Source organism: Stenotrophomonas sp. ZAC14D2_NAIMI4_6 (assembly GCF_003086875.1).
Lineage (GTDB): Bacteria > Pseudomonadota > Gammaproteobacteria > Xanthomonadales > Xanthomonadaceae > Stenotrophomonas.
The window spans coordinates 1,670,580-1,695,212 of the sequence record NZ_CP025996.1 but is presented as its reverse complement, the minus strand read 5'-3'; the positions used below and the strand labels follow the sequence as shown (position 1 = coordinate 1,695,212).

Sequence of the window (24,633 nt, the reverse complement as noted above, 5' to 3'; positions counted from 1 at the left end):
ATTCAATGCGCCGGTACGACCTGGGCACTGCCCACCGGGTTGCGCGGATCACTGCCGCCGAACAGCTTGTTGGCCTTGCGGTCCCATTCCACGGTCTGCAGGTTGCCCCAGACGTGGCTCGAACCGCGGCCACCGGCGGCGACGTCGCCCGGCAGGTCGATCTTGTGGCCCATCGCCTGCAGCTGCTTCACCGTGTCGGCGTCGAAGGCAGCGCTCTCGGCCTCGATCAGGTCGGGCAGCCACTGGTGGTGGTAGCGCGGCAGCGCAGCGACCTGCTGTGCGTCCAGGCCGGCGTCATAGCCGAGGATGCCCAGCAGCACCATGGTGATGATGCGGCTGCCACCAGGCGTACCGAGCACGACCACCTTGTCGCTGTTTTCCATGAAGGTGGGCGTCATCGAGCTGAGCATGCGCTTGCCCGGCTTCGGTGCGTTGGCCGCATAGCCCATCACACCGAAGGCATTGGGGGTGCCCGGCTTCAGCGCGAAGTCGTCCATTTCATTGTTCAGCAGCACGCCGGTGCCCTTGGGAATCAGGCCCGAGCCGTACAGCAGGTTCACCGTCTGGGTGGCGCCCACGCGGTTGCCATCGCGGTCGATGATCGAGAAATGAGTGGTTTCGTCATCTTCCAGCGGGGTCGGGTTGCCCGACAGCAGGTCGCTGGGGGTGGCCTTCTCCGGGTGGATGGTCGCGCGCAGGCCCTGGGCGTAGTCCTTGCTGGTCAGCACCTTCTGCGGAATCTGCACGAAATCCGGGTCGCCCAGGAAGAAGGTGCGGTCGCGGTAGGCGCGGCGCATGGCTTCCACCACCAGGTGGGTACGGTGCGCGGCATCCATCTGCTTGATGTCCCAGCCTTCCAGGATCTGCAGCATGCTGGCCAGGGCGATGCCGCCGGACGATGGCGGCGGCGCGGTGGTGATCTTCCAGCCGTTGTAGTCGAACACAATCGGCTCGCGCAGCTTGACCTGGTAGCCGGCCAGCTCATCGGCGGTCCACTTGCCACCGGCCTGCTTCACCCCTTCCAGCAGCAGCTTGCCGGTCTGGCCCTTGTAGAAGCCATCACGACCGCCGGCCGCCAGGCGTTCCAGGGTCTGTGCCAGTTCGGGCTGCTTGAACAGATCGCCGGTGGCGATCGGCTTGCCATTGCGCAGGTAGACCTCGCGCGTGCCGGGGAAACGCTCCATCACTTCACGGCGCGAGGCGTAGCCCTTGGCCATGCGCTCGTACACCGGGAAGCCGTCGCGGGCGATGCGGATGGCCGGCTGCAGCGAGGTGGCCAGCGGCAGCTTGCCGTGCTTGGACGACAGTTCCACCAGCGCGGCCGGCAGGCCCGGAATGCCCGCCGACCAGGGCCCGTTCACAGAGCGGTCGCGGTCCAGGTTGCCCTGCTTGTCCAGGAATGCCTGCGGCGTGGCCGCGGCCGGCGCGGTTTCGCGCGCGTCCAGCATCACGTCCTTGCCGGTGGCCGCGTCGTGCAGCAGGAAGAAGCCACCCCCGCCGAGGCCGGAGCTGATCGGTTCAACCACCGCCAGCGTGGACGACACCGCCACGGCCGCGTCGAAGGCGTTGCCGCCCTGGGCCAGGATGTCGATGCCGGCCTGGGTGGCCAGCGCATGGCCACTGGCCACGGCCACCCCATCGGGGCGCTCGGCGCGGGCGGGGGTCTGGGCAGGGCTTTCAGCCCAAGCCTGGGGGGCCAGCAGCAGGCCAAGCAGCAACAGGGGGCGGACGATCAGCTTCATTCGGATGGGGGCTCCGCATAGAGTTCGGGATGATCGTTCTGCAACTGGCGCAGCTTGGCCAGCAGCTGGACTTCCGTTTCCACGATATCCGGGTCCGGGTCGATGCATTCGACCGGGCAGACGACCACGCACTGGGGTTCGTCGAAATGACCCACGCATTCGGTACAGCGTGCGGGATCGATCACGTAGATGGTTTCACCCATCGAAATGGCCTGGTTCGGGCAGGCCGGCTCGCATACGTCGCAGTTGACGCAGAGCTCATTGATTTTCAGCGACATGGCGATACTCCTCGCCCGCGCCTTGGGACAAGGACCGGCACGCGCGGGCGCGCGCACCGGTCAGTTCATCGGCCGCACCCCTTGCAGGATGCCGCCCGGGCCACGCCGCAGCGTGGCCGCCACGGCTCGGTCTTACTTGGCTTCGACGAAAATGTACTCGGCGCCGGTCGGCTGCACGGCAGCCTGCACGCGGGCATTGTCGGCCGACTGGCCGATGAAGACGACGCGCACGCCCTTCATCGAATCCGCCGACACGTCCTTGAACACGGCCTGGATCATGTCAGCCATCTTGCCCGAGGCCGACGAACCGAAGGCCAGCATGTTGCCCGGCTGCACGCCACGGGCCACGGCCTGGGTCGCGCTTTCGGTCTGGCGCTCGTACTTGGCCTGGAAGTCCGGGTCCGATTCCGGCGAGAGGTAGTACAGGAACGGGCTGTTGCTGATGTTGCCCATGTTCTGGATGGCCACTTCCTGCAGGTACTTCTTCCAGCCTGCATCGTCGTCCTTGGCCGGAGCGACCAGGGCCTGCTTGGCCTCTTCGACCGGAGCAGCCTCTTCCTTCTTGCAAGCGGTGAAGGCCAGGGCAAACGAGGCGATCAGCATCGCGCGCATGGTGGTGTTCATGGGTTTCCTCCCGAGATGGTGCGTGTTGGTGTACGTAATGGGGGTGCGTGGTACTACAGGAACGGCCGCTTGGCAGCGGTTACGACTGTGCCGCCTTCGCTTCGCGGACCTTGCGCAGCGCTTCGAGCACGGCGGCCGGCACGAAGCCGGACACGTCGCCACCCAGGCGCGCGATCTCGCGGACAAGCGAGGACGAAATGAAGCTGTGCTGTTCGGCCGGGGTCAGGAACAGGGTCTCGACCTCGGGAATCAGGTGGCGGTTCATGCTGGCCATCTGGAATTCGTACTCGAAATCGGACACCGCGCGCAGGCCGCGCAGCAGCACCCCGCCCTGCACCGAGCGTACGAAATGGGCCAGCAGGGTATCGAAGCCGATGACCTCGACATTGCCATGGTGGCCCAGGGCGCCCCGGGCCAGCTGCACGCGCTGCTCCAGCGGCAGCGCCGGCCCCTTGGACGGGCTCTGCGCCACGCCCACCACGACCTTTTCAAACAGCGGCGCGGCCCGGCTCACCAGATCGATGTGACCATTGGTGATGGGGTCGAACGTGCCGGGGTAGACGGCAATGCGGCGGTTGGCCACGGTCATGGGCGGTTGCAGATGTTCAGATGAGGTCAAAGTGTAGCAGCGGCGCGGCGGTACAGGGCAAAGCGGACTTCGCGGGTGGCGCCCTCGCGGTGCAGCAGCCATTCCGGCGGCAGTACTGGTACATGGCCGGCCGGCGATTCCAGGTACAGCCAGGCATCGGCAGCCAGGTGCCGCGGCAGCTGGGCCAGCACGTCCTGCCACAGGCCATCGGCGAACGGCGGGTCGATGAACACCAGGTCGGCCTGCTGGGCCGGCGCGCCCTGCAGCCAGCGCAGGGCATCGGCCTGGACCACGGTGATCTGGTCGGTGGCCTGCAGCTTGGCCACTGCGGCGGACAGGTTGCGCCCCAGCTGGGCATCGCGCTCGACCAGGGTGGCGTGGGCGGCGCCGCGCGAGACGGCCTCCAGGCCTAGCGCGCCGCTGCCGGCAAACAGATCCAGCACACGGGCACCGGCTAGCCTGGGCATCAGCCAGTTGAACAGGGTTTCACGCACGCGATCGCTGCTGGGCCGCAGGCCCGGCAGGGTCGGCACCGGCAGGCGGGTATTGCGCCAGCGCCCACCAATGATGCGGACCTGACCATCATTGCCCCCACGGCCGCTCACCGGCGCCCCCGCAGGGGGTAGTTCAAGAAATTCAGCATGGCGGGAATTGTAGTTCGGCCGGGCGGCGCCCGGGTACGCGCCAACGCATACGCGCTGTCGCTCCCACGCTTCGCTGCGCGAAACGTGGGCCCCCCTTACCAACTCCCACACCCCCGCCGCTTCGCGGCCGCCCCCTGACTCAGGGGGCTCTGCCCCAGACGCGATCCCGTGGGTCGGATCCCGTTGCTCCGCAACGGGCTCCGACCCCAGTTCTATATCGGTATCTGACAGATTTCATCCACGCATGGCGTGGATCTACCGTGTTGACCAAGGTCGACACCTACCAACAGCCGCGGGGGACTGTCAGAGGTGGGGCGGTGTGGGTGGGCAGGACCGCAGGCGCCATGGATGGCGCCTACGAGCCCCCATGGACGGGTTTACGGCGTGTCCTGCCCACCCACACCGCCCCGCCATCCCACGGATAGCCCGCTGTTGCTCTTGCTTCGGCTGTTGCATTTGCCTCGGCAGGTGCAGGGCGCAGCCCTGCCCGACCAACCCCTTGATTTCGGGACAATCAGCCATACCCCTTGGGCCAGGCCGCACGCGCTGGCGCGGCATTGCACACGGAGCCCTATCGATGACCGAGACCCCCCAGACCGAAACCCTTGGCTTCCAGACCGAGGTCAAGCAGCTGCTGCAGCTGATGATCCACTCGCTGTACTCGAACAAGGAAATCTTCCTGCGCGAGCTGGTCTCCAACGCCGCCGACGCCGCCGACAAGCTGCGCTTCGAGGCCCTGACCCAGCCGGCCCTGCTGGAAGGTGACAGCGAGCTGCGCGTGCGCGTCAGCTTCGACGCCGCCGCCCACACCATCACCATCGAAGACAACGGCATCGGCATGAGCCGCGCCGAAGCCATTGCCCACCTGGGTACGATTGCAAAATCCGGCACCGGCGACTTCCTGCGCCAGCTGTCCGGCGACCAGAAGAAGGATTCGCAGCTGATCGGCCAGTTCGGCGTCGGCTTCTACAGCGCCTTCATCGTCGCCGACGAAGTGGAAGTGACCTCGCGCCGCGCCGGCCTGGCCGCAGGCGAAGGCGTGCGCTGGACCTCGCGCGGCGAAGGCGATTTCGAAGTCGCCACCGTCGACAAGGCCGAGCGCGGTACCCGCATCGTGCTGCACCTGAAGGACGGCGAGCATGACTTCGCCGACGGCTGGCGCCTGCGCAGCATCCTGAAGAAGTATTCGGACCACATCGGCCTGCCGATCCAGATGCCGAAGGAAGGCGAAGAAGGCGCCGCGCTTGAATGGGAAACCGTCAACCGCGCCAGCGCGCTGTGGACCCGCCCGCGCACCGAGATCAGCGACGCCGAGTACACCGAGTTCTACAAGCACGTGGCGCACGACCACAGCGATCCGCTGGCCTGGAGCCACAACAAGGTCGAAGGCAAGCTGGAATACACCTCGCTGCTGTACGTGCCCGGCCGCGCGCCGTTCGACCTGTACCACCGCGACGCGCCCAAGGGCCTGAAGCTGTACGTGCAGCGCGTGTTCGTGATGGACCAGGCCGAGCAGTTCCTGCCGCTGTACCTGCGCTTCATCAAGGGCGTGGTCGATTCCAACGATCTTTCGCTGAACGTGTCGCGCGAAATCCTGCAGTCCGGCCCGGTCATCGATTCGATGAAGGCGGCGCTGACCAAGCGCTCGCTGGACATGCTGGACAAGCTGGCCACCGACAAGCCCGAACAGTACGCCAGCTTCTGGAAGGAATTCGGCCAGGTGCTGAAGGAAGGCCCGGCCGAGGACTACAACAACCGCGAGAAGGTGGCCGGCCTGCTGCGCTTCGCCTCCACCCGTGGCGAGGCCGATGCACAGAGCGTGTCGCTGGCCGATTACATCGCGCGCATGGCCGAAGGCCAGGACAAGATCTACTACCTGACCGGCGAGAGCTACAGCCAGGTACGCAACAGCCCGCACCTGGAAGTGTTCCGCAAGAAGGGCGTGGAAGTGCTGCTGCTGACCGATCGTATCGACGAGTGGCTGATGGGCTACCTGACCGATTTCGACGGCAAGGGCTTCGTCGATATCGCCCGTGGCGACCTGGACCTGGGCGCGCTGGAAAGCGAGGCCGACAAGCAGGAACAGGAAGCGGCCGCCAAGGACAAGCAGGCCCTGGTGGAGCGGCTGAAGACGGTGCTGGGCGATGACGTGGCCGAAGTGCGCGTGTCGCACCGCCTGACCGATTCACCGGCGGTGCTGGCCATCGGCGAACAGGACCTGGGCCTGCAGATGCGCCAGATCCTGGAAGCCAGCGGGCAGAAGGTGCCCGACAGCAAGCCGGTGCTGGAGATCAATCCGGGCCACCCGCTGATCGCCAAGCTGGATGCCGAAGCCGATGGTGCACGCTTTGACGATCTGGGCCGGGTGCTGTTCGACCAGGCCGCGCTGGCCGCCGGTGACAGCCTGAAGGACCCGGGCGCCTATGTGGCCCGCCTGAACAAGCTGCTGCTGGAACTGTCGGCCTGACCGACGCGGTTGCCGCCGGGCACGGCCCGGCGCAACCGCGCTTTGGTAGGTGCCAACCTTGGTTGGCATGCCTGCTCTGGTAGGTGCCAACCTTGGTTGGCACACCAAATGCGTGTCAACCAAGGTTGACACCTACCAGGGCGGGTCGGGTGTGCCAACCAACGGTTGGCACCCACCGGGGCGGCGGTTGCCGCCTACCAAAGCAGGTCGGCTCAGGCGTTACGATCCAGCAGGGTGCCCAGCATCTGGTCCTGGCGGCGCACCAGCGCGGCGTTGGCAGCGAAGGCCACCACCTCGGTTTTCGCCGCCAGCAGGTCGCCCAGCGGCGCGCTGGGATCGGGCTCGGTGGTGGTCACCACGGTCTCCACCCCACCCTGCTCCATCGCGCTGCGCTGCACCTGCAGCCGTTGCGCATCCGGGGTCGCCAGATTGGCCACGTTGTGCGCGGCCACCTGCACGCCCTGCTGGGCGGCGCGCATGCCGGAAAGAGCGGTTCCCATCACGCTGTTCATGTTGGCCTCCGGGCCGCCCAACGCAGCCCTCCGTACCCGTTAGCGGCCGGGCGGCCGCAACCTTCAGTCCACATCGGCCCGACAGGCCCGAGTGGTAGCATATCCCCCTGATTTCAGCGCCTTTTGCCAATGCTCAGTTTTTTCCGCCGCAAGAAGCCCCAGGACGCCGCCGCACCGGACGCGCCCAAGACCCAGCACTACTCGGCTGAAGAGCTGGCGGCGGCGTTCCCGTCTGCCGCCCCGGCCGAAGAAGCGCCCACCGCTGCGGTGGCCGAAGCCGAAGCCGTAGCACCTGCACCGGCACCGCAACTGGCCGCAGAACCGGCCCCGGTGCCGGCGCCCGTCGCCGAAGCACCCGCCGTGCAGGCTGCACAGCCCGCTGCGCAGCCGGTCATCGCCGCCGAGGACGTACAGGCCGAAGCGCTGGCCGCCGCTGCCGTACTGGCGCCGCTGGCCCCGGTCGTTCCGGCCGAAGAGCCGGTCGCCCCGGCCGCCGACCTGCCGGCCCTGGTGGATGCCCCGCCGGCCCCGGCCGGCAAGCCGGGCTGGCGCGAGCGCCTGCGCAACAGCGTCATCGCCCGCAGCTTCGGCGGCCTGTTCTCGCGCAACCCCAAGCTCGACGACGATCTGCTGGACGAGCTGGAAACCGCCCTGATCACCGCCGACGTCGGCGTGGGTGCCACCACCGATCTGGTGGAAGGCCTGCGCAAGCGCATGAAGTCGCGCGAATTCGCCGATGCCAACGCCCTGCTGGCCGCCCTGCGCAGCGAGCTGATCGCGATCCTGCAGCCGGTGGCGCAGCCGCTGGTGATCGACCGCAATGCCAAACCGTTCGTCGTGCTCACCGTCGGCGTCAACGGCGTCGGCAAGACCACCACCATCGGCAAGTTGGCCAAGCGCTTCAAGGACGACGGCCACAGTCTGATGCTGGCCGCCGGCGATACCTTCCGTGCCGCCGCGGTGGCGCAGCTGCAGGCCTGGGGCGAGCGCAACGGCGTGGCCGTGGTCGCCCAGGGGCAGAACGCCGATGCCGCCTCGGTGGCCTACGACGCGCTGCAGGCCGGCAAGGCCCGTGGCACCTCGGTGCTGATTGCCGACACTGCCGGCCGCCTGCATACCCAATCCGGCCTGATGAACGAGCTGGGCAAGATCCGCCGCGTGCTGGGCAAGATCGATGAATCCGCCCCGCACGAAGTGCTGATGGTGATCGACGGCACCACCGGCCAGAACGCGCTCTCGCAGCTGCGCCAGTTCAATGCAGCGGTGAAGGTGACCGGCCTGGTGGTGACCAAGCTGGACGGCACGGCCAAGGGCGGCGTGGTGTTCGCGCTGGCCCGCGAGTTCGGCATTCCGATCCGCTTCGCCGGCATTGGCGAGCGCCCGGAAGACCTGCGCGTGTTCGATCCGGAAGCGTTCGTCGACGCGCTGCTGCCTGAAGCACTGGGCGCCTGATACACCGTGCAGCCACGCATGGCGTGGCTCTACTGCAATTCGGTAGAGCCACCCCACGGGTGGCTGCCTTCCCCGGAACACACATGCCCCGCCAGCCGCACGCCAGCGCCGACACCGCCCTACACGATCGCTTCGTCGGTCGCCTGCTGCACTGGTTCGACACCCACGGCCGCCACGACCTGCCCTGGCAGCATCCGCGCAGCCCGTACCGGGTCTGGCTGTCGGAAATCATGCTGCAGCAGACCCAGGTGGCCACGGTCATCCCGTACTTCCATCGCTTCCTGCAGCACTTCCCGACCCTGCCCGACCTGGCCGCCGCCAGCAACGATGCGGTGATGGCGCAGTGGGCCGGGCTGGGCTACTACGCCCGCGCGCGCAACCTGCATGCCGCGGCCAAGCGCTGCGTGGAACTGCACGACGGCGACCTGCCGCGAAATTTCGATGCGCTGCATGCCCTGCCCGGCATCGGTCGCAGCACCGCCGGCGCGATCCTCAGCCAGGCCTGGAACGACCCGTTCGCCATCCTCGACGGCAACGTCAAGCGCGTCCTCAGCCGTTACCACGGCATCGAAGGCTTTCCCGGCCTGCCGGCCATCGAGAAGCAGTTGTGGGCGCTGGCCCAGGATCATGTCCGCCACGTGCCCGCAGGCCGCATGGCCGATTACACCCAGGCGCAGATGGATCTGGGCGCGACGGTCTGCAGCCGGGCCAAGCCTGCCTGCGTGATCTGCCCGCTGCAGGACGACTGCGTGGCCCGCCGCGAGGGTCGTACCGCCGAACTGCCCACCGCCAAGCCCAGCAAGACCCTGCCCGAGCGCGAAGCGGTGGCCCTGCTGCTGCGCGATGCGCGCCAGCGCGTGCTGCTGCAGAAGCGCCCGGACACCGGCATCTGGGCCCAGCTGTGGACCCTTCCGCAGGCCGACGCCGGCAGCGAACTGCAGGACTGGTTCGACGCCAACGTCGACGGTTCGCTGGAAGATGCCGAAGAACTGCCACTGCTGCAGCACACCTTCAGCCACTACAGGCTGCACCTGCAGGTATTGTCGCGACAGGTGCGCGGCCTGCGCGTGGAAGAGCCCACGCTGCGCTGGGTGGCCGCCGAAGAACTGCCAGCGCTGGGTCTGCCGGCACCGATCCGCAAGCTGCTGGATGGCGCCAGCCCCAAGGCGCCGAAACGAAAGACCCCGAAATCCCGCAACTACGAGTAACCACCATGCCCCGAACCATCTTCTGCCAGTACGAACAACGCGATGCCGAGGGCCTGGACTTCGTGCCCTACCCCGGTGAGCTGGGCCAGCGCGTGTTCAACCACATCGGCAAACCGGCGTGGACGGCATGGCTGGCGCACCAGACCATGCTGATCAATGAAAACCGGCTGTCGCCGCGCAAGCCGGAGCATCGCGCGATGCTGGAGGCGGAACTGGTGAAGTTCCTGTTCGAGAAGGACGCCGAAAAGCCGGCCGGGTTCACTCCCGAAGCCTGAGCCGGGTTCCGCCGGGCATGGCCCGGCGCTACCGGTTATTTCGCGGGTTCTTCGCGTTCCTGCACCTGCGCCTGGCGCATTTCCTTTTCCTCCGCACGCAGTGCCTTCACATCCAGCTTGCGGATGGTCTTGATGAAGCACGGCATGCGCGGGCCACCGGTAGGATCGCGCACCAGCACCTTGTCGAACGGCGCGCTGACCCGGCCCATGTGGCTGGTCAGGCCAATGGCCGGGGCAAAGGACAGATCCGGGCAGGGCCCGGTCAGTTCCAGCAGATAGGCCTCGCTGGGCTTGGTCCAGACCGCCAGCGCACTGTCACCCAGTTCGGTCCAGCCATTGAGCGTGCCGAAGAACTGCATGTCCTTCTGCGGCGCGCCAGCGTGGGCGCGATAGAGATCCAGGCGCTCGGCACTGCTCAGCCGACCGGTGGTGGCACAGGCGGCCAGGGCCAGGCACAGCCCAACCAGCAACACGGGGGTCTTCATCGGCATCTCCTCGGGGAAGTGCGCACATCATGCGCCCCGCCGGGCAACGCCGGCGAGACGATCAGCCGCCCGATTCAGCCGCTGGTCGGCGAGCCCCGCCCGCACCCCGCCTTGGTAGGTGCCCACCTTGGTGGGCACACCCCGCCCCGGTAGGTGCCCACCTTGGTGGGCACACCCAAACACCACTCAAACTTCGGCGTGCGCCAGCGCGTGCAGCCGCCCTTCGCGCAGCTCCAGCACCCGGTCCAGGCGCCGGGCCAGGCTGCGGTCGTGGGTCACCAGCACCAGGCTGGTATGGCGCGCGCGGTTCAGTTCCAGCATCAGCTCGAACACCGTCGCCGCCGTGCGGTCATCCAGATTGCCGGTCGGTTCGTCACCCAGCACGCAGGCGGGGTGGTTCACCAGTGCGCGTGCGACCGCCGCACGCTGGCGCTCGCCACCGGACAGCTCGCCCGGCTTGTGGTCCAGGCGATGGCCAAGGCCAACGGCCTCCAGCAGCGCGGTGGCGCGCGAGCTGGCTTCGGCCACTGGGGTACCGGCCAGCATCACCGGCATCATCACGTTTTCCAGCGCAGTGAATTCGGGCAACAGATGATGGAACTGGTAGACGAAGCCCAGCGCCTGGTTGCGCAGCAGGCCACGGGCGGTGTCTGACAGCGCCGACATGCGCTGGCCGGTCACGTACACCTCGCCGGCACTGGGCACGTCCAGCCCGCCCAGCAGGTGCAGCAGGGTGCTCTTGCCGGCGCCGGAAGCACCGATGATCGCCACGGTCTCGCCGGCGTTCACCCGTAGGTCCAGGCCGTCGAACACCGGGGTCTGCATGCGGCCTTCGGCGTAGGTCTTGCCCAGCGCCTCGGCACGGATCACTTCATCGCCGCGGTTGACGATCTTATTCATAGCGCAGGGCCTCGGCCGGCTGGGTGCGTGCGGCCCGCCAAGCGGGGTACAGGGTGGCCAGGAAACTCATCAGCAGCGCGATCAGGGTGATCGCCACGATGTCGCCGGTCTGCATGTCGGTGGGCAGGCCGGTGATGTAGTACACGTCTTCCGGCAGCAGCTTCACGTTGAACACCGATTCGATCGCGCCCAGGATGCGTTCCAGGTTCAGGGTCAGGGTGATGCCGCCGATCAGACCGGCCAGGGTGCCGAAGATGCCGATCAGCGAGCCCTGCACCATGAACACCTGCATCACCCCGCCCGGGGTCAGGCCCAGCGTGCGCAGGATCGCGATGTCCGCCTGCTTGTCGGTCACCAGCATCACCTGCGAGGACACCAGGTTGAACGCGCCCATGGCGATGATCAGCGAGAGCAGGATGCCCATCACCACTTTTTCCATGCGCAGCGAGTGGTACAGGTTGGCGTTCTGCTGGGTCCAGTCGCTGACCCGGTACGCGCCACCCAGGTTCTGCGCCAGGTCCACGCCCACTTCCAGCGAACGGTCCATGTCGTGCAGCTTCAGGCGCACGCCGGTGGCGCCGTCACTGCGCAGCACGCGCTGCAGATCCTGCATGTTGGCAAAGCCGACGCCGCGGTCCACTTCGTTGTAGCCGGCCTCGAAGATGCCGCTGACCGTGAAGCGTTTCATGCGCGGTACCGCACCAGCGGGCGTGCCCTGCACTTCGGCGAAGGTGACCAGCACCTGGTCGCCCACGTCCACGCCCAGCCAGATCGCCAGCTCCTTGCCCAGCAGCAGGTTGAAGCTGCCCGGCTTCAGGCTGTCATAGCTGCCCTTGACCACCTTCTGGTCGATCACCGATACCTTCGGTTCCAGCGCCGGGTCGATGCCCTGCACGATGGCACCCTGCACGCGCGGGCCGCTGATCATCGACTGGATCTCGATGTACGGCGCGGCGCCGGCCACGCGCGGGTCCTTGCTGGCCACGTCCACCACCCGCATCCAGTCGGGCATCGGCTCGCCGTCACGGCTGATGGTGGTGTGGGCGGTCATCTGCAGCAGGCGGCTGCGGATTTCCTTCTGGAAACCGCTCATGACCGCCAGGGTGGTGATCAGCACCGTAACGCCGAGCGCAATGCCCAGGATCGATGCCATCGAGATGAAGGAGATGAAGCCGTTGCGGCGCTTGGCGCGCAGGTAGCGCAGGCCGATGGCCACGGGGATTGGTTTGAACATGCAGGCACGCCGGTCAATTCAGCTTATGGTGCCACCGACCGGGGCCGACGGGAAACCGCTCGTGCTGCCACGGCCAGTCGCAGTTCACGTCGCTGCGCGCGATCCAGCACATCCGGCCAGAACAGCAGGTGCCGGCGCCGGCCCTGCTGCCGCCAGCGCAGCAGCAGCCACGGCCCTCGTTCCACCAGCCCGGGGCTGTCGATATCCTGCCCGGCCACCTGCAGCGGTGCTGGCAGCGAAGGCAGCAACAGCACGCGCCGCGGCCGGCACAGGCGCCAGAGCAGTTCAGCCAGGCCCGCCGCCCACACCGCCGCCAGCACTGGCCAGTACAGCGCCGGCGACAGTGCCGATGCCTGCAGCAGCCAGGGGGCGGCGATCAGCACTGCCAGCTGCGCTGCGCCCTGAAGGCGCGAGGGGCGCCACTCAAGCCTTGAGGGCGAGGATCTTCTGCATGAGCGGAATGGCATGGGCATGCGGGCAGGCCTCGTAGCCCATGAACCAGCGCCACAACTTATCGTCCTCGCACTCGAGCAGGAACAGGAAAACCTCGCGCTCTTCGGTCGGCGCAGTGCCCCATTCGCGGTCCAGGTAGCGCTCGAACAGCTGGTCCAGTTCGCGCATGCCGCGGCGGCAGCGCCAGCGCAGCTTCTTCAGCAGGACGTCTTCTTCCATCGTGTTTCTCCAGATACAGCAAAGCCACGCATGGCGTGGCTCTACTGGGGGGCACAACCACGCATGGCGTGGCTCTACCGGGTACCGCCAGCCTGTATCAGGCGCGGCGTTCCATCATCAGCTTCTTGATCTCGGCAATCGCCAGCGCCGGGTTCAGGCCCTTCGGGCAGGTGCGGGCGCAGTTCATGATGGTGTGGCAGCGGTAAAGCTTGAACGGATCTTCCAGGTCGTCCAGGCGCGCACCGGTGTCTTCATCGCGCGAGTCGATGATCCAGCGGTAGGCCTGCAGCAGGATCGCCGGGCCCAGGTAACGCTCACCGTTCCACCAGTAGCTGGGGCAGCTGGTCGAGCAGCAGGCGCACAGGATGCACTCGTACAGGCCGTCCAGCTTCTTGCGGTCTTCCGGCGACTGCAGGCGCTCACGGTCCGGCGGTGCCGGGGTCTGGGTACGGATCCACGGCTTGATCGAGGCGTACTGCGCGTAGAAGTGGGTCAGATCCGGAACCAGATCCTTCACCACGTTCATGTGCGGCAGCGGGTAGATCGGCACTTCCTTCTTGCCGCAGTCCGCGATGGCGCGGGTGCAGGCCAGCGTATTGGTGCCGTCGATGTTCATCGCGCACGAACCGCAGATACCTTCGCGGCACGAGCGGCGGAAGGTCAGGGTCGGGTCGATCTCGTTCTTGATCTTGATCAGCGCGTCCAGGACCATCGGGCCGCAGGCGTCCAGATCGATCTCATAGGTGTCGGTGCGCGGATTGCTGTCGTCGTCCGGACTCCAGCGGTAGATCTTGAAGGTGCGCACGTTCTTGCCGCCGGTCTTGGCGGGGAAGTGCTGGCCCTTCGTGATCTTGGAATTCTTGGGGAGTGAAAACTCGGCCATGGCTGCTCTCGTTGGCTCAGGCGGCCCGCGCCCGTGGGCGCGGATTGCATGGTAGGCGGGGTCGGATCAGTACACGCGCGGCTTCGGCGGCACCACGGACACGTCGTCGGTCAACGTGTACATGTGCACCGGGCGGTAATCGAAGCTGCACTTGCCCTTCTCGTCCACGCTGACCAGGGTGTGCTTCTGCCAATTGACGTCGTCGCGATCGGGATAGTCCTCGTGCGCATGCGCGCCGCGGCTTTCCTTGCGCTGTTCGGCCGAATTGATCGTCGCCACCGCGTTCAGCAGCAGGTTGTTCAGTTCGTACGTCTCGATCAGGTCCGAGTTCCAGACCAGCGAACGGTCGGAAACCTTCACGTCCTGGAACGAATCGAACACCTTGGCCATCTTCTCGCAGCCTTCCTTCAGGCTTTCGCTGGTGCGGAACACCGCGGCGTCGGCCTGCATGGTGCGCTGCATGCGGTCACGGATGACCGAGGTCGGCGTATCACCATTGGCGTGGCGCAGCTTGTCCAGCAGGCCCAGCGCCTTGTCGCAGGCATCGGCCGGCAGCGGCTTGTGCGCAGCGCCCGGCTTGATGGTCTCGGCGCAGCGGTTGGCCACGGCGCGACCGAACACCACCAGGTCCAGCAGCGAGTTCGAGCCCAGGCGGTTGGCACCGTGCACCGACACGCAGGCGGCTTCGCCGATCGCGTACAGGCCCGGCACCACCGAATCGGGGTTGTCGCCGACCTTGCGCACCACTTCACCGTGGAAGTTGGTCGGAATGCCGCCCATGTTGTAGTGCACGGTCGGGATGACCGGGATCGGCTGCTTGTGCACGTCCACGCCGGCGAAGATGCGGGCGCTTTCGGCGATACCCGGCAGCTTCTCGTCGATCACGCCCGGGCCCAGGTGGGTCAGGTCGAGCAGGATGTGATCCTTGTGCTCGCCGACGCCGCGGCCTTCGCGGATTTCGATGGTCATCGAACGGCTGACCACGTCGCGCGAGGCCAGATCCTTGTAGTGCGGTGCGTAGCGTTCCATGAAGCGCTCGCCCGAGCTGTTGCGCAGGATGCCGCCTTCACCGCGGACACCCTCGGTGATCAGGCAGCCGGCGCCGTAGATGCCGGTCGGGTGGAACTGCACGAACTCCATGTCCTGCATGGCGATGCCGGCACGCATGGCCAGGCCGCCACCGTCGCCGGTGCAGGTGTGCGCCGAGGTGGCGCTGAAGTACGCACGGCCGTAGCCGCCGGTGGCCAGCACCACGCCCTGGGCGCGGAACAGGTGCAGCGTGCCGTCGGACATGTCCAGGGCCAGCACGCCACGGCACACGCCTTCGTCATCGAAGATCAGGTCGAGTGCGAAGTACTCGATCATGAAGCGTGCATCGTGCTTCAGCGACTGCTGGTACAGGGTGTGCAGCATGGCGTGGCCGGTACGGTCGGCCGCCGCGCAGGTACGCTGCGCCGCCGGGCCTTCACCGTACTTGGTGGTCATGCCACCGAAAGGACGCTGGTAGATCTTGCCTTCGGCGGTACGGCTGAACGGCACGCCGTAGTGTTCCAGCTCGATGATGGCCGGAATGGCCTCGCGGCACATGTATTCGATGGCGTCCTGGTCGCCCAGCCAGTCCGACCCCTTGATGGTGTCGAAGAAGTGGTAGCGCCAATCGTCTTCGCCCATGTTGGCCAGCGCGGCGGAAATACCACCCTGCGCGGCGACGGTGTGCGAACGGGTCGGGAACACCTTGGTCAGACACACGGTCTGCAGGCCCTTGGCGGCCAGGCCGAACGTGGCGCGCAGGCCGGCGCCGCCGGCGCCCACCACGACCATGTCGTACTTGTGTTCAGTAATCTTGTAAGCGGACATCTAATCTGGATTCCTGTCTTGTGCCTGGGCTCAGGCGACGCCGAGGGCGATGCGGCCCACCGCAAACACGCTGACGATCATGCCGAGCACGGCCACGAACTTCACGAAGGTCTGCAGCACCAGGGCCAGCAGCGATTCGTGGATGTAATCTTCCAGCACCACCTGCAGGCCCAGCTGGGCGTGCCAGAACATGGCGATGAGCAGGCCGATCAGCGGCACCGCGTTCCACGGCTTGGCGATGGCGGCAGTGGCGGTCACGTAATCAGCACCGGCCAGGCGCACCACGAACACCAGGAACCACACGCCCAGCACCACCAGGGCGGCGGCGGTCAGGCGCTGGTGCACGAAGTGTTCGGTACCGGTCTTGGCCGAACCCAGGCCGCGCACGGTCTTCAGCGGGGTACGGAACTTGTTCGGCTTGTTCATGCGGCACCTCCCAGCAGCACGTAGACCCACACCAGCGCGGTGATCACCAGGCTGCCGAAGACCGAGATCCAGCTGCTGCGCACGAAGGCAGGAATGCTGAAACCAATGGCGAAGTCCTGCACGATGTGGCGGATGCCATTGCACAGGTGGTAGGCGAACGACCATGTCCACGCGAACAGGAACACGCGGCCATACCAGGCCCCGGCATGGCCGGTGTAGCAGTTCCAGGATTCGGGCCCCATCATCAGGGCCAGAAGGCCCGCAGCGATGATGAGGGCACCAACAGACAGAAAGACGCCAGTGGCTCGATGCAGGATCGAGGTGGCCATCTGAATCTGCCAGCGATACACCTGAAGGTGCGGGGAAAGTGGGCGTTGTCTGGTCGCCATTCGCTGGGCTCGTTGTCTCGGCTGGGCGGCACGCGGCCGCGTTGGCTCAATGCTGATCAGAAATCGATGCAGCGTCCGTTTTTCTCCCAATCGCCGTACCGCACCGGATCAAGTCCGCCGCGGCCGCCGAATTCCTCTTCAACCTTTTCCGGTTCCACAGGCACAGGTGCCGCGGGGACCAGCGGGGCTTCAGTTTCGGCGTCGGGAGTGGGGGTTGTTTGGCCTATCATGTTCGGTCTCGCAACGCACAAATTTTAGACCTCGTTCACGTGCCTGACAACCTGCCCCCTGCTTTCGTCGCATATCCGCACCTTCCGGGCCACCAGCTGGTGAGCCTGCAGGGTGCCGATGCGGCCGCGTTCGCCCACGCCCAGTTCAGCAGCGACGTGACCGCCCTGCCCCTGCTGCACTGGCAATGGAGCGCCTGGCTGAGCGCCAAAGGTCGCACCCTGGCGGTGTTCCAGCTGCTGCGGCTGGCCGAAGACTACGTAATGCTGGTGCTGGCTGACGGCGACGCGGATGCGATTGCGTCGCAACTGCAACGCTTTGTGTTCCGGCGCAAGGTGAAGGTGCAGGTGCGCACGGATCTGGCGGTGACCGGCGCCTTCACTGCGCCCGAGGCCGCCAGCGGCGCAGCGATTGCCCTGGCCGAAGGCGCGGACTGGGAACTGGACCTGGGCAGTGATGCACTGCCGCGCACCCTGCGTATCGGCGCGCCCGACGCAGCGGCCACGGAAGCCGACGCCGCCACGGACACCTTCGCCCTGGCCTGGCGCCAGGCCGATCTGCGCTTCGGCCTGCCGCGCCTGGATGCCAGCCAGCGCGAGGTGTGGACGCCGCAGCAACTGGGGCTGGACCGGCTGAACGGGTACAGCGTGAAGAAGGGCTGCTATCCGGGCCAGGAAATCGTGGCCCGCACCCATTTCCTGGGCAAGGCCAAGCGTGCGGTGCAGCTGCTGCACACCGCCGCAGCGGCGCAGGCCGGTGACACGGTGCAGCAGGACGGCGCGGCGCTGGGCACCCTGGCCAGCGTGGCCGCAGACCTGGCACTGGCGGTGCTGCCGCTGGAAACCAGCGATGGTGAACTGCAGGTCGGCGGCGTGGCCGCGCAGCGCGTGCCGCTACTGGACGGCCTGGCGCGCTGAACCCAGTCGCGGGTGCGGACCTGGACTGGTGGGTGCGGACCTTGGTCCGCACTGCTTCTGCTGGCATCCCATCCACGCATGGCGTGGATCTACGGGGCCCTCGCCTCATCCACGCATGGCGTGGATCTACGGCGGCCCTGCCCTGGTAGGTGCGGACCTTGGTCCGCACGCCGACCAAGCATCCTTACAGGCGTGCGCCGGTTTCTGCGCTGAAGAAGTGCAGCCCCTGCGGGTGGATTGCCACGCGGATCTCCTCGCCCACCGCCGGCAGCGCCTGCGGCGCCACGCGCATGGTCAGCGCATGCTGGCCACTGCTGAGGTTCACGAAGATCTCGTTGCCAACCGGCTCGATGCCCTCGATGCGCGCGCTGAAGGCATGCGCATCATCGGCGGCCGCCGGCTGCAGATGCTCCGGACGCACGCCCACGGCGATCGACTTCTGCAGCCACGCCGGATCGATGGTGGCCTGGCCCAGCGGCGCGCGCCACGCACCGTCCACCACGCTTACGCCACCGGCGTCGCCCTGCAGCGTGCCGCGCAGCACGTTCATTGCCGGGCTGCCCAGGAAGCCGGCCACGAACAGGTTGGCCGGACGGTCGTACAGCGCCATCGGCGTGTCGATCTGCTGGATGATGCCGTCCTTGAGCACCACGATGCGCTGGCCCAGGGTCATCGCTTCCACCTGGTCGTGGGTCACGTAGATCATGGTGGTGCCCAGCTTGCGATGCAGCTGCGCGATTTCGGTACGCACGCTGTGGCGCAGCTTGGCGTCCAGGTTGGACAGCGGTTCGTCCAGCAGGAACACCGCCGGCTCGCGCACCAGGGCGCGCCCCAGGGCCACGCGCTGGCGCTGGCCACCGGACATCGCCTTGGGCAGCTTGTCCATCATCTCGGTCAGGCCCAGCGTCTGCGCCGCCTCGGCGATGCGCTTGTCGATGGTCGCCTTGTCATGGCCGCGCAGCTTCAGGCCGAAGGCCAGATTCTCGGCCACGGTCATGTGCGGGTACAGCGCGTAGCTCTGGAACACCATCGCGATGTCGCGATCCTTAGGCGCCACGTCATTGACCACCCGGTCACCAATGGTGAGCGTGCCGCCGCTGATTTCCTCCAGGCCCGCCACCATCCGCAGCAGCGTCGACTTGCCGCAGCCGGACGGCCCGACCAGCACCATCAGTTCGCCGTCGGCCACCTCGAAGGTGGCGTCCTTCACTGCGACCTGGCCGTTGTCGTAGACCTTGCGCACACCCTGCAACTGCACTTTTGCCATATCACTCTATCCAGTCCGCCCGGTGCCGGGCTGTCATTGGGGACTGCCTTCGGCCCTCCCGATGGCAGTGATGATTGCGCGGTCGCCGCATGACGGCGAGCACTGCAATCGAATACAGTTGCCCATTCTGCCATGTAAACGTTTTCACGTGGCACTATCCGATGGTCGGCGCGCACCGACCTGCAACAGCGGCCAATCGAAAGCGGGCCGTTGCGGTGGTTTCGAATGGAACGGTTGCCCGGATGCCCGGAAAACCGCCCCCAACGAACCTCGGACAGACAGTAGCGCGGATGTCCCCTGAACCCAGCCATGAAGCGATTGACAACGATGTCACCCGGATCTGAAACTCGAGCGATGCACGACACCCTCTTCCTGTTTGGTGCCACAGGTGATCTGGCCCAGCGCTACCTGTTCCCTTCGCTGCTGCGCCTGCTCGGCGACGGCCTGCTGCCGGAGGATTTCCGCATCCGTGCGCTGGCCCTGTCCGGCCACGACACCGAAGCCTTCCATGACATCCTGCGCCCGCGCCTGCAGCAGGCCATGCCCATGGCCAGCCAGGACGACATCGCCGGCCTGCTGCGCCGCATCGACTACCGCTCGGTGGACCTGCGCGACGTGGACTCGGTGGCCGCCGCCGTGTCCGACCTGGTGCACCGCCGCTGCGTGAGCTACCTGGCCATTCCGCCGGGCCTGTACATCTCCACCTGCGAAGGCCTGGCCAAGGGCGGCGCACTGGCATCGCCGGCACGCCTGATGCTGGAAAAGCCGATCGGCAGCGACAGCGAAAGCGCCGAGGAGATCATCAGCACCATCGGCCAGTGGATCGACGAAGACCGCGTGTTCCGCCTGGACCACTACCTGGGCAAGGCCGCGGTGCAGAACCTGATCGCCCTGCGCTTCGGCAACACGCTGCTGGAAGCAGTGTGGAACCGCAACTACATCGAATCGGTGCACATCCTGGTGGCCGAAAGCGAAGGCGTGGACGGCCGCGACGCCTACTACGCCCGCTCCGGCGCGCTGCGTGACATGGTGCAGAGCCACATCCTGCAGCTGCTGTGCATGGTGGCGATGGAACCGCCGGCTTCGCTGGAAGCCGACCGCATCCGCGACGAAAAGGTGAAGGTGCTGCGCGCCCTGCGCCCGCTGGATGCCAAGCACGCCGCGCGTGACAGCATCCGCGGCCGCTACACCGCCGGCAGCATCAACGGCCAACCGGCCCAGGCCTACCAGCCGCCGGAAGGCAGCGACGTGGAAACCTTCGCCGGTGTCACCGCGCACATCGACAACTGGCGCTGGAGCGGCGTGCCCTTCCACCTGGTTACCGGCAAGCGCCTGCCCGAGCGCACCACCCGCGTGGTGGTCACCCTGAAGCCAGTCACCCATTGGCTGTTCGAGCGCCCGCAGCGTGCGCAGGCCGCGCCGAACCGCCTGGTGTTCCAGCTGCAGCCGCAGGAAAACATCGAACTGGGCCTGATGAGCAGCCTGGCCGGCCCGGAATGGGGCGCGCTGGAACTGCACCCGCTGGAACTGGAACTGTCGGTGCCGACCGGCCTGCACCGTCGCATCGCCTACGAACGCCTGTTCCTGGATGCCTTCAATGGCAACCACACCCTGTTCGTGCGCGATGACGAAGTACGCGCCGCCTGGGCCTGGATCGACAGCGTGGCCGACGCCTGGAAGGACGCCAAGCTGCCGCTGGAACCCTACCCGGCCGGCCAATGGGGCCCGAGCAGCGCAACCGAGTTCCTGCCGCAGGGCGTGGATGCTCCCGACAGCGGAGCGTCGGCATGAGTGCCCCCAGCCAGCCGGTGCTGGTGGCCGATATCGGCGGCACCAACGCCCGCTTCGCCCTGGCCGACACCTCGCAGGACGCGCCGCTGCTGAAGGACAGCATCCGCGAATACGCGGTGGCCGAGTTCCCGTCGCTGGGCGATGCCGCGCGCCATTACCTGGAACAGGCCGGCGCCAGCGCCCGCCGCGGCGTGTTCGCCGTGGCCGGCCGGGTGGACGGCGACGAAGCCCGCATCACCAACCACCCGTGGGTGATCTCGCGCAGCCGCACCGCGGCCATGCTCGGCTTCGACGAACTGCACCTGATCAACGATTTCGCCGCGCAGGCCATGGCCGTAGCGCTGCTGCAGCCGCATGACGTGGTGCAGATCGGCGGCGCGCAATGGACCCCGGCCGCACCGGGCCAGCCGCGCAACTACGGTGTCATCGGCCCGGGCACCGGACTGGGCGTGGGCGGCCTGCTGGTGCGCCACGGCCGCAGCTACCCGCTGGAAACCGAAGGCGGCCATGTCAGCTTCCCGCCGGGCACGCCCGAGGAGATCCGCATCCTGGAGATCCTGTCCGAACAGTTCGGCCGCGTTTCCAACGAACGCCTGATCTGCGGCCCGGGCCTGGTCAACATCCACCGCGCCGTGTGCGAAATGGCCGGCTTCGATCCGGGCCAGCTGCAACCGGCCGATGTCACCGCGCGCGCCGCCCTGGGCGACCCGCAGGCGATGCGCACCGTGGATGTGTTCTGCGCGGTGTTCGGCGCCATTGCCGGCGATCTGGTGCTGGTGCAGGGCGCCTGGGACGGCGTATTCCTGACCGGCGGCCTGGTGCCGAAGATGCTCGATTCGCTGCAGCATTCCGGCTTCCGCCAGCGCTTCGAACACAAGGGCCGGTTCTCTTCCATCATGGGCCGGGTGCCGTCGCTGGCGATCATGCACCCCTGCCCCGGCCTGCTGGGCGCTGCCGCCTACGCAGCCGACGCCGAACGCGATGCCCCTGGAGTTGCTGCATGAGCCCGATCTTCCACGACGACCGCATTGATTTCGTCCAGCACGCCGATGCCGACGCCTGGATCGAAACGGTGGCCGCCGAGATGGCCCAGGCCATCAACCATGACATCAACGACGTGGGCCGTGCCCGCATCCTGCTGTCCGGTGGCACCACTCCGGCGCCGGTGTACCAGGCGCTGGCCGAACTGGACGTGCATTGGGACCGGGTGGAAGTGAGCTTGGCCGATGAGCGCTGGCTGTCGCCGCAGGATCGCGACAGCAATGCCTGGCTGGTGCGCGAGCACCTGCTCAAGCGTGCCGAAGGCGCGCACTTCGACCCGCTGGTGCGGGTGGGCAAGCCGCTGCCCGAATGCGTGTACACCGCCAACCTGCAGGCCCAGCACAGCCAGGCGCCGACCGTGGTGGCCCTGGGCATGGGCAACGACGGCCATACCGCGTCGCTGTTCCCGGGTTCGAAGGACCTGACCCGCGCACTGGAAAGCACCCTGCCCTACGCGGCGCTGGATGCCACCGGCTGCCCGGGCTCGAACCAGTGGCCGCTGCGCATCACCCTGACCCCGCGCGGGCTGGGCCAGTGCCGCCAGCGCCTGCTGCTGCTGCGCGGCAAGCAGAAGCTGCAGGTGCTGCGCCAGGCCCTGGACAGCAACGACCCGCAGCTGTACCCGATCCTTTCTGCGATCAACCTGGACGGCGCGCGCCTGCGCGTCCACTGGGCTGATTGATGTCGGCGGCGGCACCACGGTGCCGCCTGTCACTCGCCACCTTGAATGCCGGTAGCCAATGAGCCTCCATCCGCAACTGCAAGCCATCACCGAGCGTGTCATCCGCCGCAGCGCCGCGTCCCGCGCCGCCTACCTGGCCGCGATCGACGCCTCGCTGCGTGACGGCCCGTTCCGCAGCCGCCTGAGCTGCGGCAACCTCGCCCACGGCTTCGCCGCCTGTGGCGGCACGGACAAGAGCCGCCTGCGCGGCGGCGTCACCGCCAACCTGGGCATCATCACCGCGTACAACGACATGTTGTCGGCGCACCAGCCGTTCGAGACCTACCCCGAGCAGATCCGCCAGATCGCCCGCGAACTGGGCGCGACCGCGCAGGTGGCCGGTGCCGTGCCGGCCATGTGTGACGGCGTCACCCAGGGCCGCGGCGGCATGGAACTGTCGCTGTTCTCGCGCGATGTGATCGCCCAGGCGACCGCGATCGGCCTGAGCCACGACATGTTCGACACCACCGTCTACCTTGGTGTGTGCGACAAGATCGTGCCGGGCCTGCTGATCGGCGCGCTGGCCTTCGGCCACCTGCCGGCGGTGTTCGTGCCGGCCGGCCCGATGACCCCGGGCATTCCGAACAAGCAGAAGGCCGAAGTGCGCGAGCGCTACGCCGCCGGCGAAGCCACCCGCGAGGAGCTGCTGGAAGCCGAATCGGCGTCGTACCACGGCGCCGGCACCTGCACGTTCTACGGCACCGCCAATTCCAACCAGGTGCTGCTGGAAGCGATGGGCGTGCAGCTGCCGGGGGCGTCGTTCGTGAACCCCGGCACGCCGCTGCGCGATGCGCTGACCCGCGAAGCCACAGAGCGCGCACTGGACATCACCGCGCTGGGCGACGATTTCCGTCCGCTGGGCCGCATCATCGACGAGCGCGCCATCATCAACGCGGTCATCGCGCTGATGGCCACCGGCGGTTCGACCAACCACACCATCCACTGGATCGCCGTGGCCCGCGCGGCCGGCATCGTGCTGACCTGGGACGATTTCGACGAACTGTCGCAGCTGATTCCGCTGCTGGCACGCGTCTATCCGAACGGCGAAGCCGACGTGAACCGCTTCGCCGCCGCCGGTGGCCCGGCCTTCGTGTTCGGTGAACTGATCAAGGCCGGGCTGATGCACGGCGATCTGGTCAGCGTGGCGCGCGGCGGCATGGCCGACTACGCGCGCGAACCGCAGCTGCGCGATGGCCAGCTGGTCTACCTGCCGGGGCTGGAACGCAGCGCCGACGACGAGGTGGTGCGCGGCGTGGACAACCCGTTCGAGAGCCAGGGCGGCCTGCGCCTGCTGCGCGGCAACCTGGGCAAGTCGCTGATCAAACTGTCGGCGGTGAAGCCGCAGTACCGCACCATCGAGGCTCCGGCCGTGGTGGTCGATGCGCCGCAGGTGCTGAACAAGCTGCACGCCGCGGGCATGCTGCCGCAGGATTTCGTGGCGGTGGTGCGTTACCAGGGCCCGCGTGCGAACGGCATGCCGGAACTGCATTCGCTGGCGCCGTTGCTGGGCCTGCTGCAGAACCAGGGGCGGCGCGTGGCGCTGGTTACCGACGGCCGTCTGTCGGGTGCGTCGGGCAAGATTCCGGCGGCCATCCACGTGACGCCGGAAGCGGCGCGCGGGGGTCCGCTGGGCAAGGTGCGCGAGGGCGACATGATCCGTCTGGACGGCGAGGCCGGCACGCTGGAAGTGCTGGTGGATGCGGCCGAATGGGCGGCGCGTACGCTGGCGCCCAATACGGCGCCGGCGGCCAACGACATGGGCCGCAATCTGTTTGCGATCAATCGCCGGGTGGTCGGGCCTGCGGACCAGGGCGCGATTTCGATTTCGTGTGGTCCGGCGGCGGCCGATGGTGGGCCGTGGGATTACGACGCGGAGTACGAGCTGGGGCACGATGCGGCCGCTGCGGCGGCGCCGCATGAGGCGAAGGACGCCTGAGTTTTTGAAAGAGCGCTGCGGGTTCGCGTTGGCGGTCAGTGTCCTGGTTGAGGCGGCGGATAGCCCCCACCAGGACACGCCGTGAACCCATCCAT

General features: G+C 67.4%; 26 protein-coding genes. 9 read left to right on the top strand and 17 right to left on the bottom strand.

The window, feature by feature from the left end; translation table 11 throughout:
* Positions 1 to 2: 2 nt before the first annotated feature.
* From ggt to rsmD, 5 genes are all read right to left on the bottom strand, one after another.
* Positions 3 to 1,742 (bottom strand): gamma-glutamyltransferase, encoded by a 1,740-nt coding sequence (ggt, locus tag C1933_RS07855; protein WP_108752800.1) that lies wholly within the window; start codon positions 1,740 to 1,742, stop codon positions 3 to 5.
* Complete coding sequence (locus C1933_RS07850) at positions 1,739 to 2,020, bottom strand: YfhL family 4Fe-4S dicluster ferredoxin (protein WP_108749298.1); 282 nt, start codon at positions 2,018 to 2,020, stop codon at positions 1,739 to 1,741. Before C1933_RS07850 ends, ggt begins: the two co-directional genes overlap by 4 nt.
* A 132-nt stretch (positions 2,021 to 2,152) precedes the next feature.
* Positions 2,153 to 2,644, bottom strand: coding sequence for a hypothetical protein (locus tag C1933_RS07845; RefSeq protein WP_108752799.1), 492 nt, complete (start codon positions 2,642 to 2,644; stop codon positions 2,153 to 2,155).
* Between the two features lie 79 nt (positions 2,645 to 2,723).
* Positions 2,724 to 3,233: a pantetheine-phosphate adenylyltransferase gene (gene coaD, locus C1933_RS07840; RefSeq protein WP_005409091.1), complete on the bottom strand. Its 510-nt coding sequence runs from the start codon at positions 3,231 to 3,233 to the stop codon at positions 2,724 to 2,726.
* A 26-nt stretch (positions 3,234 to 3,259) separates the two neighbouring features.
* The gene (rsmD, locus tag C1933_RS07835) at positions 3,260 to 3,838 is read right to left on the bottom strand and encodes a 16S rRNA (guanine(966)-N(2))-methyltransferase RsmD (protein WP_108752798.1); all 579 of its coding nucleotides are present in this window, start codon (positions 3,836 to 3,838) and stop codon (positions 3,260 to 3,262) included.
* A gap of 616 nt (positions 3,839 to 4,454) precedes the next feature.
* Here rsmD and htpG point away from each other — a divergent pair.
* Complete coding sequence (htpG, locus tag C1933_RS07830; RefSeq protein WP_108752797.1) at positions 4,455 to 6,344, top strand: molecular chaperone HtpG; 1,890 nt, start codon at positions 4,455 to 4,457, stop codon at positions 6,342 to 6,344.
* A 212-nt stretch (positions 6,345 to 6,556) separates the two neighbouring features.
* Here the strand turns inward: htpG and C1933_RS07825 are convergent, their stop codons facing one another.
* Positions 6,557 to 6,856: a flagellar basal body protein gene (locus tag C1933_RS07825; protein ID WP_108754774.1), complete on the bottom strand. Its 300-nt coding sequence runs from the start codon at positions 6,854 to 6,856 to the stop codon at positions 6,557 to 6,559.
* 129 nt (positions 6,857 to 6,985) lie between these two features.
* On the opposite strand from C1933_RS07825, the gene ftsY reads away from it, so the two are divergent.
* The 3 genes from ftsY to C1933_RS07810 all read left to right on the top strand — a co-directional run bounded on the left by ftsY (position 6,986) and on the right by C1933_RS07810 (position 9,791).
* Positions 6,986 to 8,308: a signal recognition particle-docking protein FtsY gene (gene ftsY / locus C1933_RS07820; protein WP_108752796.1), complete on the top strand. Its 1,323-nt coding sequence runs from the start codon at positions 6,986 to 6,988 to the stop codon at positions 8,306 to 8,308.
* Positions 8,309 to 8,391: 83 nt separating this feature from the next.
* Positions 8,392 to 9,516, top strand: a complete 1,125-nt coding sequence (gene mutY, locus C1933_RS07815) for an A/G-specific adenine glycosylase (protein WP_108752795.1) — start codon at positions 8,392 to 8,394, stop codon at positions 9,514 to 9,516.
* 5 nt (positions 9,517 to 9,521) lie between these two features.
* Positions 9,522 to 9,791 carry an oxidative damage protection protein gene (locus tag C1933_RS07810; RefSeq protein WP_108752794.1) on the top strand — a complete coding sequence of 90 codons (270 nt, stop codon included), beginning with the start codon at positions 9,522 to 9,524 and terminating at the stop codon, positions 9,789 to 9,791.
* 35 nt (positions 9,792 to 9,826) lie between these two features.
* Here C1933_RS07810 and C1933_RS07805 read toward each other — a convergent pair whose 3' ends face one another.
* From C1933_RS07805 to C1933_RS07760, 10 genes are all read right to left on the bottom strand, one after another.
* Positions 9,827 to 10,276, bottom strand: a complete 450-nt coding sequence (locus tag C1933_RS07805; RefSeq protein WP_108752793.1) for a DUF6491 family protein — start codon at positions 10,274 to 10,276, stop codon at positions 9,827 to 9,829.
* A 186-nt stretch (positions 10,277 to 10,462) separates the two neighbouring features.
* A complete protein-coding gene (lolD, locus tag C1933_RS07800; RefSeq protein WP_108752792.1) occupies positions 10,463 to 11,176 on the bottom strand; it encodes a lipoprotein-releasing ABC transporter ATP-binding protein LolD in 714 nt (237 codons plus the stop codon).
* Positions 11,169 to 12,410 (bottom strand): lipoprotein-releasing ABC transporter permease subunit, encoded by a 1,242-nt coding sequence (locus C1933_RS07795; protein ID WP_108752791.1) that lies wholly within the window; start codon positions 12,408 to 12,410, stop codon positions 11,169 to 11,171. The genes lolD and C1933_RS07795 overlap by 8 nt, the downstream gene beginning before the upstream one ends.
* Positions 12,411 to 12,433: 23 nt before the next feature.
* Positions 12,434 to 12,883, bottom strand: coding sequence for a hypothetical protein (locus C1933_RS07790; RefSeq protein WP_108752790.1), 450 nt, complete (start codon positions 12,881 to 12,883; stop codon positions 12,434 to 12,436).
* Positions 12,834 to 13,082 carry a succinate dehydrogenase assembly factor 2 gene (locus tag C1933_RS07785; protein ID WP_108752789.1) on the bottom strand — a complete coding sequence of 83 codons (249 nt, stop codon included), beginning with the start codon at positions 13,080 to 13,082 and terminating at the stop codon, positions 12,834 to 12,836. Before C1933_RS07785 ends, C1933_RS07790 begins: the two co-directional genes overlap by 50 nt.
* A gap of 97 nt (positions 13,083 to 13,179) precedes the next feature.
* Positions 13,180 to 13,965: a succinate dehydrogenase iron-sulfur subunit gene (locus tag C1933_RS07780; protein ID WP_108752788.1), complete on the bottom strand. Its 786-nt coding sequence runs from the start codon at positions 13,963 to 13,965 to the stop codon at positions 13,180 to 13,182.
* 66 nt (positions 13,966 to 14,031) lie between these two features.
* Positions 14,032 to 15,822, bottom strand: coding sequence for a succinate dehydrogenase flavoprotein subunit (gene sdhA, locus C1933_RS07775; RefSeq protein ID WP_108752787.1), 1,791 nt, complete (start codon positions 15,820 to 15,822; stop codon positions 14,032 to 14,034).
* Positions 15,823 to 15,852: 30 nt separating this feature from the next.
* The gene (sdhD, locus tag C1933_RS07770) at positions 15,853 to 16,248 is read right to left on the bottom strand and encodes a succinate dehydrogenase, hydrophobic membrane anchor protein (protein WP_108752786.1); all 396 of its coding nucleotides are present in this window, start codon (positions 16,246 to 16,248) and stop codon (positions 15,853 to 15,855) included.
* Positions 16,245 to 16,637 carry a succinate dehydrogenase, cytochrome b556 subunit gene (sdhC, locus tag C1933_RS07765; RefSeq protein WP_108752785.1) on the bottom strand — a complete coding sequence of 131 codons (393 nt, stop codon included), beginning with the start codon at positions 16,635 to 16,637 and terminating at the stop codon, positions 16,245 to 16,247. The genes sdhD and sdhC overlap by 4 nt, the downstream gene beginning before the upstream one ends.
* 56 nt (positions 16,638 to 16,693) lie before the next feature.
* Complete coding sequence (locus tag C1933_RS07760) at positions 16,694 to 16,867, bottom strand: DUF1674 domain-containing protein (RefSeq protein WP_108752784.1); 174 nt, start codon at positions 16,865 to 16,867, stop codon at positions 16,694 to 16,696.
* 39 nt (positions 16,868 to 16,906) lie between these two features.
* On the opposite strand from C1933_RS07760, the gene C1933_RS07755 reads away from it, so the two are divergent.
* Complete coding sequence (locus C1933_RS07755; protein WP_108752783.1) at positions 16,907 to 17,782, top strand: folate-binding protein YgfZ; 876 nt, start codon at positions 16,907 to 16,909, stop codon at positions 17,780 to 17,782.
* A gap of 184 nt (positions 17,783 to 17,966) precedes the next feature.
* Here C1933_RS07755 and ugpC read toward each other — a convergent pair whose 3' ends face one another.
* Positions 17,967 to 19,049: a sn-glycerol-3-phosphate ABC transporter ATP-binding protein UgpC gene (gene ugpC, locus C1933_RS07750; protein WP_108752782.1), complete on the bottom strand. Its 1,083-nt coding sequence runs from the start codon at positions 19,047 to 19,049 to the stop codon at positions 17,967 to 17,969.
* A gap of 354 nt (positions 19,050 to 19,403) precedes the next feature.
* Here ugpC and zwf point away from each other — a divergent pair, with 354 nt between their 5' ends.
* The 4 genes from zwf to edd are packed head-to-tail and all read left to right on the top strand — an operon-like array spanning position 19,404 to position 24,538.
* A complete protein-coding gene (gene zwf / locus C1933_RS07745; RefSeq protein ID WP_108752781.1) occupies positions 19,404 to 20,840 on the top strand; it encodes a glucose-6-phosphate dehydrogenase in 1,437 nt (478 codons plus the stop codon).
* Complete coding sequence (gene glk, locus C1933_RS07740) at positions 20,837 to 21,844, top strand: glucokinase (RefSeq protein WP_108752780.1); 1,008 nt, start codon at positions 20,837 to 20,839, stop codon at positions 21,842 to 21,844. Before zwf ends, glk begins: the two co-directional genes overlap by 4 nt.
* Complete coding sequence (gene pgl / locus C1933_RS07735) at positions 21,841 to 22,563, top strand: 6-phosphogluconolactonase (RefSeq protein ID WP_108752779.1); 723 nt, start codon at positions 21,841 to 21,843, stop codon at positions 22,561 to 22,563. The genes glk and pgl overlap by 4 nt, the downstream gene beginning before the upstream one ends.
* Before the next feature lie 58 nt (positions 22,564 to 22,621).
* Complete coding sequence (gene edd / locus C1933_RS07730; RefSeq protein ID WP_108752778.1) at positions 22,622 to 24,538, top strand: phosphogluconate dehydratase; 1,917 nt, start codon at positions 22,622 to 22,624, stop codon at positions 24,536 to 24,538.
* Positions 24,539 to 24,633: the final 95 nt, after the last annotated feature.